Source organism: Cellulomonas timonensis (genome assembly GCF_900046455.1).
Lineage (GTDB): Bacteria > Actinomycetota > Actinomycetes > Actinomycetales > Cellulomonadaceae > Cellulomonas_A > Cellulomonas_A timonensis.
In genome coordinates, this window is record NZ_FCOT01000013.1 from 512750 (window position 1) to 524561 (window position 11812).

General features: G+C 71.3%; 10 protein-coding genes. 4 read left to right on the forward strand and 6 right to left on the reverse strand.

The genetic code is table 11. The annotated features are described in order from the left end of the window. Positions 1-8 precede the first annotated feature (8 nt). The 4 genes from BN3788_RS15770 to BN3788_RS15785 are packed head-to-tail and all read right to left on the reverse strand — an operon-like array spanning position 9 to position 4163. Positions 9-815 carry an ABC transporter ATP-binding protein gene (locus BN3788_RS15770; RefSeq protein WP_066588169.1) on the reverse strand — a complete coding sequence of 269 codons (807 nt, stop codon included), beginning with the start codon at positions 813-815 and terminating at the stop codon, positions 9-11. Beyond that, positions 812-1741, reverse strand: coding sequence for an ABC transporter ATP-binding protein (locus tag BN3788_RS15775; protein ID WP_066588171.1), 930 nt, complete (start codon positions 1739-1741; stop codon positions 812-814). Before BN3788_RS15775 ends, BN3788_RS15770 begins: the two co-directional genes overlap by 4 nt. After that, the gene (locus BN3788_RS15780; protein WP_066588172.1) at positions 1731-2717 is read right to left on the reverse strand and encodes a branched-chain amino acid ABC transporter permease; all 987 of its coding nucleotides are present in this window, start codon (positions 2715-2717) and stop codon (positions 1731-1733) included. Before BN3788_RS15780 ends, BN3788_RS15775 begins: the two co-directional genes overlap by 11 nt. Before the next feature lie 12 nt (positions 2718-2729). Beyond that, a complete protein-coding gene (locus tag BN3788_RS15785) occupies positions 2730-4163 on the reverse strand; it encodes a branched-chain amino acid ABC transporter permease (protein WP_234346688.1) in 1434 nt (477 codons plus the stop codon). A 341-nt stretch (positions 4164-4504) separates the two neighbouring features. Between BN3788_RS15785 and BN3788_RS15790 the strand changes: the two genes are divergently transcribed. Further along, positions 4505-5194 carry a GNAT family N-acetyltransferase gene (locus BN3788_RS15790; protein WP_234346689.1) on the forward strand — a complete coding sequence of 230 codons (690 nt, stop codon included), beginning with the start codon at positions 4505-4507 and terminating at the stop codon, positions 5192-5194. On the opposite strand, the gene BN3788_RS15795 is transcribed toward BN3788_RS15790, so the two are convergent. Next, the gene (locus BN3788_RS15795) at positions 5107-5511 is read right to left on the reverse strand and encodes a hotdog fold thioesterase (protein WP_066588174.1); all 405 of its coding nucleotides are present in this window, start codon (positions 5509-5511) and stop codon (positions 5107-5109) included. The genes BN3788_RS15790 and BN3788_RS15795 overlap by 88 nt on opposite strands. On the opposite strand from BN3788_RS15795, the gene polA reads away from it, so the two are divergent. The 3 genes from polA (at position 5510) to BN3788_RS15810 (ending at position 10936) form a co-directional block, all read left to right on the forward strand. Then, the gene (gene polA / locus BN3788_RS15800; protein ID WP_082812995.1) at positions 5510-8278 is read left to right on the forward strand and encodes a DNA polymerase I; all 2769 of its coding nucleotides are present in this window, start codon (positions 5510-5512) and stop codon (positions 8276-8278) included. The genes BN3788_RS15795 and polA overlap by 2 nt on opposite strands. A 676-nt stretch (positions 8279-8954) precedes the next feature. Then, positions 8955-9290, forward strand: a complete 336-nt coding sequence (locus BN3788_RS15805) for a DUF485 domain-containing protein (RefSeq protein WP_066588177.1) — start codon at positions 8955-8957, stop codon at positions 9288-9290. Then, positions 9287-10936: a solute symporter family protein gene (locus BN3788_RS15810; protein ID WP_066588179.1), complete on the forward strand. Its 1650-nt coding sequence runs from the start codon at positions 9287-9289 to the stop codon at positions 10934-10936. Before BN3788_RS15805 ends, BN3788_RS15810 begins: the two co-directional genes overlap by 4 nt. Positions 10937-10960: 24 nt before the next feature. On the opposite strand, the gene BN3788_RS15815 is transcribed toward BN3788_RS15810, so the two are convergent. Continuing rightward, the gene (locus tag BN3788_RS15815) at positions 10961-11776 is read right to left on the reverse strand and encodes a class I SAM-dependent methyltransferase (protein ID WP_066588181.1); all 816 of its coding nucleotides are present in this window, start codon (positions 11774-11776) and stop codon (positions 10961-10963) included. Between the last annotated feature and the right edge of the window lie 36 nt (positions 11777-11812).

Consider the following 11812-nt stretch of genomic DNA (forward strand, 5'->3'; position numbering starts at 1 on the left):
GCTCGGGGTCAGTCGGTCTCGGCGCCGCCCTCGACGTCGGTGGCCAGGGTGCCCAGGTACAGCTCGATGACCTTCGGGTCGTGCATGAGCTCGCGGCCCGGCCCCGAGTAGGCGTTGCGGCCCTGGTCGAGCACGTATGCGCGGTCGCAGATCTGCAGGCAGCGGCGGGCGTTCTGCTCGACGATCACCACGGACACCCCGGCGCGGTTGATCTTGCGGGTGCGGATGAAGGTCTCGTCCTGGCGCACGGGGGACAGCCCGGCGGAGGGCTCGTCGAGCAGCAGCACCGATGGGTCCATCATCAGCGCGCGTGCCATCGCCACCATCTGCCGCTCCCCGCCGGACAGGGACCCGGCGCGCTGCCGGCGACGGTCGCCCAGGGTGGGGAACAGGTCGACGATGAACTCGAACCTGTCGGCGAAGATCTTCGGGGCCTGGAACACCCCCATCTGCAGGTTCTCCTCGATGGTGAGCGAGGGGAACACATTGTTGTTCTGCGGCACGAAGCCGACCCCGCGGCGCACCAGGGAGTCCGCCCGGTGGTTCGTGATGTCCTCGCCCTTGAGCACGACAGTTCCGGACCGGATGGTCACGAGCCCGAACAGGGCCTTGAGCAGTGTCGACTTCCCGGCGCCGTTGGGCCCGATGATGCCGACCAGTTCCCCGGGGTGGACCACGAGGTTGCAGCCGCCCAAGATGTCGACGCCCGGCACGTAGCCGGCCACGAGGTCGGTGGCGGCGAGCAACGGCTCCCCGGCGGGCGCCCCGCGGTGGACGTCGGCGTTGGCCTCGACGGGTGCGGGGTCGGTGCTCATCGCTGCTCCTCCTCGGCCTGGGCCTCTGCCTCGAGCTGTTCGGTCACGTCGTCCTCGAGCAGGCGGTCGTCGCCCAGGTCGGTGTCGTGGTGGGCGCCCAGGTAGGCGTCGATGACGGCCTGCTCCCGCATGACGGACTCGGGCGGGCCCTCGGCGACGATGCGCCCCTCGGCCATCACCACCACCCAGTCGGAGATGTGCCGCACCATGTGCATGTCGTGCTCGACGAACAGCACCGTGGTCCCCTCGTCGCGCAGCGCCTGGATGTGGCCGAGCAGCGACTGCGTCAGGGCGGGGTTCACCCCGGCCATCGGCTCGTCGAGCATGACCATCGTGGGCTTGCTCATGAGGGCCCCGGCCCTCTCCAGCAGCTTGCGCTGTCCGCCGGAGAGGCTCCCCGCGAAGTCATTCTTCTTCTCCAGCAGCCGGAACCGCTCGAGCAGCTCGAGCGCCTGCTCGGTGATCTGCGCCTCGCGGCGGCGCCACAGCGCGGGCGCCAGGGCGATGAAGAGGTTCTCCCCGCTCTGGTCGGTGGCGCCCAGGCGCATGTTCTCCAGCACCGTCATGCGGGACAAGGCCTTGGTGAGCTGGAACGTGCGCACCATGCCGGCCTGGGCGACCTTCGCGGCGGGCACGCGTGCGAGCGAGCGCCCCTCGAAGGACCACGAGCCGGTGTCCGGGCGGTCGAATCCGGTGAGGAGGTTGAACAACGTGGTCTTGCCGGCGCCGTTGGGGCCGATCAGCGCGGTGATGGCGCCGCGCTGCACCTCGAGGCGGTCCACGTCGACGGCCGTCATGCCGCCGAACGTGCGGGTGACGTCCTGCGCGCTCAGGATCGGGTCGGGCTTCGCGGAGCCGGGGACGCGCTCGACGTCGGCGAGGGCGGGCCGGGCGGCGGCTCGGCCGGGGGGTGTGTCAGCGGACATCGATCGCCAGCTCCTTGCGGTCGCCGAGGATTCCTTGTGGTCGGAAGATCACCAGGAGCATGAGGGTCACGCCGACCAGCACCCACCCGAGCATCTCGATCTGCTCGGTGCGCAGCACGGTCGTGGGCACCACGTCGCGCAGCACCGTCTTGATCAGCATGAGCGTGGTCCACAGCAGGATCGACCCGAGCACCGGCCCGAACACCGTGGCGGCGCCGCCCAGTAGCAGGATCGTCCACACGTAGAACGTCATGGGGCGGCCCATCGAGTCCGGTTGGACGGCTCGTGGCAGCACGTACACGATCCCCGCCACCGCGCCGATCGCGCCGCCCAGGACCAGCGCCTGCATCTTGTAGGCGTACACGTTCTTGCCGAGCGAGCGGACCGCGTCCTCGTCCTCGCGGATGCCCTTGAGCACCCGGCCCCACGGGCTGTTCATCCACCGCCACACCAGGAAGCACGCGAGGGCCACCAGCGCCCACCCGACGATCCGCACCCACCAGCTGTTGGACAGGTTGGTGGAGTACGACCACGGGCCGATCGCGAAGTTCCCATCCGGCAGGGGCGACAAGTCTTGGAAGGAGCCCTTGAAGCCGTCACCGGCCAGGCCCGCGTTGCCCCCGGTGACCGCCGTCATCGAGGTGGAGCGCCCGACCATGCGGATGATCTCCGCCGCGGCGATCGTGACGATCGCCAGGTAGTCGCCGCGCAATTTGAGCGTCGGCACGCCGAGGATCAGCGCGAAGACCACCGCGCAGGCCAGCGCCACGAGGAACGCCGCCCACACGGGCCAGCCCGCGATGGACGCGATGGCGTAGCCGTAGGCGCCGAGCAGCATGAAGCCGGCCTGGCCGAAGTTGAGCAGCCCGGTCATGCCGAAGTGCACGTTGAGGCCGATCGCCGCGAGCGCGTACGCCGCGGTGGTCGGGGCGATGATCTCGCCGGCGACGTTGGTGAGGATCTGCTGCCAGTCCATGGGTGGCCTCCGTCAGCCGATGCGCTCGGCCCGGCCCAGGATGCCCTGGGGCCGGACGAGCAGGACGAGGATGAGGATGACGAGCGCGCCCGCGTAGCGCATGTCGCTCGGGATGACGAATGTCGACAGCTCGACGACGAGGCCGATGACGAGCGAGCCCACCAGGGCCCCCCACGCGGTGCCGAGGCCTCCGAGGGTGACCGCGGCGAACATCAGCAGCAGGATCGCGCCGCCCATGTTCCAATTCGTCGCGTTGAAGTACAGGCCGAGCAGCACCCCGCCCAGGGCGGCGAGCCCCGCGCCCAGGGTCCACACGATCCGCACGATCCGCTCGACGGTGATGCCGGACGCCGCGGCGAGCGCCGGGTTGTCCGAGACCGCGCGGGTGGCCCGGCCGGTGCGGGTCCGCACCAGGAAGAAGGCCACCGCGCCGATCGCGATGATCGCGATGCCGGCGGAGGTCAGCGACTGCTGCGTGAACAGCATCCCGCCGATGCGCACCGGCTTCGGGTTCGCCGTGACGATGCGCAGCGGGCTGCCGCCGAGGAAGAACTGGTACGTGTACTGCAGCGCCATCGACAGGCCGATCGTGACGATCATCTGCTGCGTGGTGCCGACCCTGCGCCTGCGCAGCGGATGCCAGATGCCGGCGTCCTGCAACCACCCGGACGCCGCCCCGAGCAGCACCGCCACGATGCCGGAGACGAGCAGCGGCAGGTCGAGCAGCTGGCAGCCAACGTAGGCCAGCAGGGCCCCGAGGGTGACCTGCTCGCCGTGCGCGAAGTTGCTCAGCCCGGTGGTGCCGTAGATCAGGGACAGGCCCACCGAGGCGAGCGCCAGCAGGAGGCCGAAGACGATGCCGTTGACGGTCTGCTGCGCGACGCGCTGCGCGGTGATGCTGCTCGGCTTGCCGCTGTCCGGCGTTGTCACCGCCGGGTCAGTGCCGGGCTCAGGGGTTGCGGTGGACGGGTCTCCGCCGCCCCCGCTGCCGCCAGCCGTCGGGGCTCCGAGCGGGAACAGGGCGCCGACGCTGGCGCCGAGCCTGACGGTGACGGTGCGCGGGTTGGCCGCCGGGTCCCGCAGTGTCTCGCCGGTGGGGAGCGTCGCCTCGTCGAGCGCGACCTCGTAGTCGCCGGCCGCCGTCACCGGGGTGGACCAGCGGCCGTCGACGCCGGTGACCACCGCGAGGCTCTCACCCTGGCCGGTGATCGTGAGGCCGATGCCCGGGGCGGGCTCGCCCGCCGACGTGCGGATGGTCCCGCCGATGCATCCGGTCGCCGGATCGGCGGCACACGGCACCGCCGCGGCCTGGGCGGGGATCGCGGCCAACAGCGCGGCGAGCACGCTGAGCAGCACAGTCAGCAGCGGGACGAGCGCGCGCCGTGAGCGGTGCGCGATCCGTGTGCGCGAGCTGGTGATGCGGTCCGGTGACGCGGCTCGGCGCACTGGGACCTCCGTCCGGTCGGTTCGATCGGTGGTTCACGGTCTTCGGCGCGGTGCCGTCTGGCGCTGTGCCGAGCGAAGCCTGGGCCCCGAGTGGGGAGGAGACTAGGAGCGGATTGTGTCGGGCGCATTACGCACAGCGCGACAGTATGCGGGACGAACCGGTCATCATTCACTATTTGGAGTGATTGTCCGCGAGGCGCGCGGGCGTCGTTGCGCTGGTGGGAGGACCGACTAGGCACGGCGGCCTCGGCTTTGTCATGATCGGGTCGCGGACGGGGTGTCGACCCTGTCCGCGACGAGAAAAGGACGGGAGGCCGACACAGGTGCGTCCAGGAGCCCAGGTGCGACCCGCTGAGCCCGGGGACCTGCCTGCCCTCGTCGACCTCTGCCTTGCCGCGCGGAGCGAGTCCACGATGGGCGCGCAACTCTGCAGCGACGACGGGGACCGGTTGCGGGACCAGCTCGGGGCGCTCCTCGCGTCACCCGGCGGCCAGCTCCTCGTGGGACTGCTCGACGGCGAGCCCGCGGGCCTGCTGCTCGGCCAGCTCGTCGGGCCCGGTCCTTTCACGGATCTCGTGAGCCTCAACCTCGAGGCGATCTACGTCGCGCCCCGGGCCCGCCGGCGTGGCCTTGGGCATGCGCTGATGGCGGGCGCGCTCGAGGTGGCCGAGCTCGGCGGGGCGACCGAGGTGTACGCGGCGCCCCTGCCCGGCGCCCGGGGGATGCAGCGGTTCTTCGTGCGGCTCGGCTTCGCCCCGGCCGCCGCGCACCGCGTGGTGAGCACGAGCGCCCTGCAACGCCGCCTGGTCGGCGAGACCGCCGGGGCGCAGTCGCGCCGCGCCTCAGGGCGTGGGCTCGAGGACCTCATCGCCCGACGGCGCCAGGTGCGGGCCGCCGCGCGGGGCGAGATGGCCGACCCGAGCAGCGTGCAGGCCGCGGCTGGTCAGCGGTCCCGGCCCGCCATCACCATGCAGGTCAACCGCGCCGTGCAGACCCGGCGCGACTCGGAGTCCTCGACCACGATCTCGTAGGTCGCGACGCGGGACCCGAGGTGCAGCGCGCGGGCCGTCCCGGTGACAGTCCCCGACGTGGCGCCGCGGTGGTGCGTGGCGTTGAGCTCGATCCCCACCGCGATCCGGCCCTCGCCGGCATGGGCGGCCGCGGCCAGGGAGCCGAGCGTCTCGGCGAGCACGGCCGACGCGCCGCCGTGCAGCAGCCCATACGGCTGGGTGTTGCCCTCGACGGGCATCGTGCCCACGGCCCGCTCGGGTGCCACCTCGAGGATCGTGATGCCCATCCGGTCGATGAGGGTCCCGGGAAAGGTCGGCGGCACGGCGTCGTCAGTCATGGCAGATAGGTTGGCACCCGTGAGCGACGTTCAGCCAGCCGACGACCAGCCGACCGCCCCCGAGACCAGTGGGACGACCCCCTCCGGAGCCAGCGGGCCCGCGCGCCTGCTGCTCATCGACGGGCACTCGATGGCCTACCGGGCCTACTTCGCGCTGCCCGTGGAGAACTTCTCCACCTCGACGGGCCAGCCCACCAACGCGGTGTACGGCTTCACGTCGATGCTCACCAAGATCCTCGCGGACGAGCAGCCCACCCACCTCGCCGTCGCGTTCGACATGGGGCGCACCACGTTCCGCACCGAGCGGTACCCGGCGTACAAGGGGACCCGGGACGAGACTCCGCAGCCGTTCCGCGGGCAGGTGCCGCTGATCCGCGAGGTCCTGGAGACCATGCGCGTGCCCGTCATCGAGCGGGAGAACTACGAGGCGGACGACGTGCTGGCGACCCTCTCGACCCAGGCGCGCGCGGCGGGCATGCAGGTGCTCATCTGCTCGGGCGACCGGGACGCGTTCCAGCTCGTCAACGAGGACGTCACGCTGCTGTACCCGATCCGCGGCGTCTCCGAGCTCACGCGGATGACCCCTGAGGCGGTGCGCGCCAAGTACGGCGTGGACCCCGGGCAGTACTCCGACCTCGCGGCGCTCGTGGGCGAGACCAGCGACAACCTGCCCGGGGTCCCCGGCGTCGGGCCCAAGACGGCGGCCAAGTGGATCACCGCGTACGGCGGCCTCGAGGGCATCATCGCCGCGGCCCCCTCGATCAAGGGCAAGGCGGGGGAGTCCCTGCGCGAGCACCTCGACCAGGTGGTGCTCAACCGCGAGCTCAACCACCTGCTGACGGACCTCGAGCTGCCGCTGGGCCCCGCCGACCTGGCCGTCCAGCCGTGGGACCGCGAGGCCATGCACCGGGTGTTCGACTCGCTGCAATTCACCGCGCTGCGCGAGCGGCTGTTCGCGGCGATGCCCGGCGAGGCGGCAGCGCCCGTCGAGGCGGGTGAGCCCGTCGACGTCACAGAGCTGGCGCCGGGCGGGCTGGGCGGCTGGCTCGCCGCCCGCGCCGGCCGCGAGCTCGGACTCGACGTGCGCGGCGCCGTCCGGCCGGGAGCCGGGGACGCGTGGGGCCTGGCGATCGCCGACGACGGCGCCGCGGCCGTGTCGCTCGACCTGACGACCATCGACCCGCAGGACGAGGCGGCGCTGGCCGCGTGGCTGGCCGACGCGTCGGCGCCCAAGTCGGTGCACGGGGCCAAGTCCGCATGGCACGCGCTCACCGGGCGCGGCCTGCCGCTCGCGGGCGTCGTCTTCGACACCGAGGTGGCCGCCTACCTGTGCCACCCCGATCAGCGCTCCTACGACCTGCCCTCCCTCACGGTGCGGTACTTGCACCGCGAGCTGGCGTCGGGCGCGGGCCCCACCGGCTCGCAGGGCGCCCTGGACCTCGAGATCGACGGCTCCGACGAGCACCAGCGCGCCGCCGAGCGCGCGGCGGCGGTGAGCGAGCTCTCCGGGGTGCTCGCCGACGCCCTGGCCGACCGCGGGGCGGCGGACCTGCTCACGCGGCTCGAGCTGCCCCTTGAGGACGTCCTGGCCGCGATGGAGCACCGCGGGATCGCCGCAGACGTCGACTACCTGCGCGAGCTGGAGAAGCTCTTCGACGCGCAGGTGCAGACGGCCGCCACCGAGGCGTATGACGTGATCGGCCGCGAGGTGAACCTGGGCTCCCCGAAGCAGCTCCAGGAGGTGCTGTTCGACCAGCTCGGCATGCCGAAGACCAAGAAGATCAAGACGGGCTACACCACCGACGCGGCGAGCCTCGCCGACCTGTACACCCGCACCGAGCACCCATTCCTCGCCCACCTGCTGGCCCACCGCGACGCGATCCGCCTGCGCCAGACGGTCGAGGGGCTGCTGCGCTCGGTGGCCGACGACGGGCGCATCCACACCACGTTCCAGCAGACCATCGCCGCGACGGGGCGCCTGTCCTCGACGGACCCGAACTTGCAGAACATCCCGATCCGCACCGAGGCGGGCCGGCAGATCCGGCGCGCCTTCGTGGTGGGCGAGGGCTACGAGACGCTGCTGACCGCCGACTACTCGCAGATCGAGATGCGGATCATGGCGCACCTGTCCGGCGACGAGGGCCTCATCGACGCCTTCAACTCCGGGGAGGACCTGCACAACTACGTCGGCTCGCGGGTGTTCTCCGTGCCCACCGACGAAGTCACGCCGGCGATGCGCTCCAAGATCAAGGCGATGAGCTACGGCCTGGCCTACGGGCTCTCCTCCTTCGGCCTCTCCAAGCAGCTCAACATCGAGGTCGGCGAAGCCGCCCGGCTCATGGACGATTACTTCTCACGGTTCGGCGGGGTGCGCCAGTACCTGACCGGAGTCGTCGACGAGGCCCGCGCCACCGGCTACACCGCCACGATCATGGGCCGCCGCCGCTACCTGCCGGACCTCACCAGCGACAACCGCCAGCGCCGCGAGATGGCTGAGCGGATGGCGCTCAACGCCCCGATCCAGGGCTCCGCGGCGGACCTCATCAAGGTGGCGATGCTGGGCGTCGAGCGCGAGATCACCCGGCGCGGGCTGCGCTCGCGGCTGCTGCTGCAGGTGCATGACGAGTTGGTGCTCGAGGTCGCGCCGGGGGAGCGGGACGAGGTCGAGGCTGTGGTCCGGGAGCAGATGGGGGCCGCGGCGGCGCTCGATGTGCCGCTGGACGTGTCGGTCGGGGTCGGCGCGAGCTGGCACGAGGCCGGGCACTGAATGCTGACCGGCAACGGCTTGGAGGTCGACCTCCGCTAGTGCGAGGCGGGTTCCCCCGCGTCTCCCACGCGACCCGGAGTTCACTTGGCTTCATTGCCACGCCGGCCGTCGTGGGTGTTGTTCGGGTCGGGCAATGAGCGGACAGGACTACCTCGATGCTGCCCGTCGTCTCGAGGCATCGGGGGGCCTGGATCCGTGGACCGCGCTCATGCGCGTTCTCGTTTGGCCAGGCTCCAGGGCATGGACCTCCCAGCGCCGCTCCAGCCAGCCCTGGTGCGGGCCGCGGGCCATTGGTCGAGGGGGGGCCTGGCGGTCTTCGTGAGGAGCGGGTTGGGGTGTGGCGGTACATCGAGGCACTCGGGCCCTCGGGTGCGGACCTGGCGTCACCTGAGGGCAGGAGGGATCAGCACGCGCAGGTTGAACTCGTGAATTGACAAGAGCGGGCGCCGGTTGGCTGAAGCACGGCGAAGCGCCTCTCGTAGTCGCGACCCAGGGCAACAGTGACCGACCTCGACGCGCCCACGCTTGCCGACGTGTCCCAGCGCTCCCGCCGCTCGCTCCGCTCGATTTGTTCACTACTTCGTCGTATTCACGGTCAAATGCGTGACTTCGGCCTGTGGTGTGCGTCACAGTAGGGCGCGGCGGCAACGGGGCCGCCACGACCCACGGAGGCACGATGTCCGAGGTGGCCCAGCAGCATGAGACCGACTACGAACGGGTGCAACGCTCGCCGGAGTTCCAGGCGCTGCGGCGGCGGTTCCGCCGGTTCGTCTTCCCCATGACCGCGTTCTTCCTCGCTTGGTACTTGCTGTACGTGCTGTTGGCCGACTATGCCCACGACTTCATGAGCACCCGGGTGTCCGGCAACATCACTGTCGGCCTGCTGCTCGGCCTCGGCCAGTTCGTCTCCACCTTCGTCATCACGATGGTGTACGCCAACTGGGCGAACAAGCACCAGGACCCGGTGGCTGACGAGCTTCGCCGCGAGATCGAAGACGGGACGCTCGCGTGAGCGCCCGGGTCGTGGCGGCGGTGGAGTCCGCCCAGATCGGCGAGCCGGCCGTCAACATCGGCATCTTCCTGGCGTTCGTCCTGGTGACGCTCGTCGTGGTGTTTCGCGCCTCGAAGTCGAACCGCAGCGCCGCCGACTACTACGCGGCGGGCCGCTCCTTCACGGGGCCGCAGAATGGCACGGCGATCGCTGGGGACTACCTGTCTGCGGCGAGTTTCCTCGGCATCTGCGGGGCCATCGCCGTCAACGGCTATGACGGCTTCCTGTACTCGATCGGCTTCCTGGTGGCGTGGCTGGTGGCGCTGCTCCTGGTTGCCGAGCTGATGCGCAACACCGGCAAGTTCACGATGGCGGACGTGCTGTCGTTCCGGCTCAAGCAGCGCCCGGTGCGGATGGCGGCGGCGCTGGCCACCCTCACGGTGGTGTTCTTCTACCTGCTGGCGCAGATGGCCGGCGCGGGCGGTTTGGTGGCGCTGCTGCTGGGCATCGACGGGGTCGCGGGCCAGGGCGTGGTGATCGCCGTGGTCGGCGCGCTGATGATCCTGTACGTGCTGGTCGGCGGGATGAAGGGCACCACGTGGGTGCAGATCATCAAGGCGGTGCTCCTCATCGCCGGCGCCGGCATCATGACCATCTGGGTCATGGGCAACTTCGGGATGGACTTCTCGGCGCTGCTGCAGGGCGCCATCGACAAGGCCGGCCCGGGTGGCGAGGCGCTCATCGAGCCCGGCAAGCAGTACGGCGCCACGTCGATGACCCAGCTGAACTTCCTGTCGCTCGCGCTCGCGCTGGTGCTCGGCACGGCGGGCCTGCCGCACGTGCTGATGCGCTTCTACACGGTGCCGAGCGCCAAGGAGGCGCGGCGCAGTGTTGTCTGGGCGATCTGGCTGATCGGCATCTTCTACCTGTTCACCCTGGTGCTGGGCTACGGCGCGGGCGCCCTGGTCGGGCCGGACGTGATCCGGGCTGCGCCTGGCGGGGTGAACTCTGCCGCGCCGCTGCTCGCGTTCGAGCTCGGGGGCGCGGTGCTGCTGGGGCTGATCTCGGCAGTGGCGTTCGCGACGATCCTCGCGGTGGTGGCCGGTCTGACGATCACCGCCGCCGCGTCGTTCGCCCATGACATCTACGCGTCGGTGATCAAGGACGGGAAGGTGGACCCGGACAAGGAGGTGCGGGTCGCCCGCATCACGGTGGTGGCCATCGGCCTGCTGGCGATCGTCGGCGGCATCTTCGCCAACGGGCAGAACGTGGCGTTCCTGGTGGCGCTCGCCTTCGCGGTGGCCGCCAGCGCGAACCTGCCGACCATCCTGTACTCGCTGTTCTGGAAGCGGTTCAACACTTCGGGCGCGCTGTGGAGCATGTACGGCGGGCTCATCTCCTGCATCGTGCTGATCGCGCTGTCCCCGGTGGTGTCGGGCAAGGTCGACCCGGTCACCGGGGCGAGCCTGTCGATGATCAAGGACACCTCGGTGGACTTCGCGATCATCCCCCTGGAGAACCCGGGGCTGATCTCGATCCCGCTGGCCTTCCTGCTCGGCATCGTCGGGACGTACCTCAGCAAGACCCCGCCGGCGGCGGGCAAGTTCGCCGAGATGGAGGTGCGCTCGCTCACGGGCGCCGGGGCCGAGAAGGCCACGGCGCACTGACGGGCCGCCGGCGCGCGGTGGGCGTCAGCCCGGGAGGTGGGTCACGAAGATCGCCGTCCCGGGCAGGCGCTCGCCGCGCACCGGCCCCCAGCCCCCCCATGTGCGGTCGTGGCCCGCGGGCCACTCGGGCTCGACCAGCCGGTCGATCACGAGCCCCGCGGCCACGACCTCGCCCACGTGGTCGCCGAGCGTGCGGTGGTACTCGGCGTAGAGCACGTTCCCGGAGGCGCCCACCTCGACGTAGGGGCGCCTGTCGAAGTAGGACCGGGTCGCGGTGAGGCCGCCGACGCCGGGATCGTCGGGGAAGGCCCAGCGCAGCGGGTGGGTCACCGAGAACACCCACCGCCCGCCGGGGCGCAGCACGCGCGCGACCTCGGTGTGCACGCGCGCGGCGTCGGGCACGAACGGGATGGCGCCGAACGCGGTGAACGCCACATCGAAGGAGTCGTCGGCGAAGGGGAGCGCGCGCGCGTCGGCCTGGGCCATCGGGGTCCGCCGCCCTGCCGCGGCGTCGTACCGGGCGCCGGCGGCGAGCATGCCGCCGGACACGTCGGTGGCGACCACCTGGGCCGCCCCGTGGCCCAGCAGCCAGCGGGAGCACTGCGCCGCGCCGGAGCCGACCTCGAGCACGCGGGCGCCGGTGACGTCGCCCAGCAGGTGGGCATCGCGCTCGCGGAGGCCCTCCGGGCACCAGCAGAACTCGTCGGGGCCCAGGAAGGCGCCGTGCTCGTCGAGGTACTCCGCGGCGTTCGCGTCCCACCAGCGCCGTCCGGCCCGCCCTCCGGCCTCATCCGGCACCGTGCGGTAGCCGGCGTCAGCCAGCCGATCTTCGGAATCCATCGAAAACACCCTTTGACACGGCGTGAATCGCCCTTT

Coding starts and splice junctions, on each gene's coding strand:
- BN3788_RS15770 (WP_066588169.1), bottom strand. CDS start 815: ATGAGCACCGACCCCGCACCCGTCGAGGCCAACGCCGACGTCCACCGC.
- BN3788_RS15775 (WP_066588171.1), bottom strand. CDS start 1,741: ATGTCCGCTGACACACCCCCCGGCCGAGCCGCCGCCCGGCCCGCCCTC.
- BN3788_RS15780 (WP_066588172.1), bottom strand. CDS start 2,717: ATGGACTGGCAGCAGATCCTCACCAACGTCGCCGGCGAGATCATCGCC.
- polA (WP_082812995.1), top strand. CDS start 5,510: ATGGCAGATAGGTTGGCACCCGTGAGCGACGTTCAGCCAGCCGACGAC.
- BN3788_RS15795 (WP_066588174.1), bottom strand. CDS start 5,511: ATGACTGACGACGCCGTGCCGCCGACCTTTCCCGGGACCCTCATCGAC.
- BN3788_RS15805 (WP_066588177.1), top strand. CDS start 8,955: ATGTCCGAGGTGGCCCAGCAGCATGAGACCGACTACGAACGGGTGCAA.
- BN3788_RS15815 (WP_066588181.1), bottom strand. CDS start 11,776: ATGGATTCCGAAGATCGGCTGGCTGACGCCGGCTACCGCACGGTGCCG.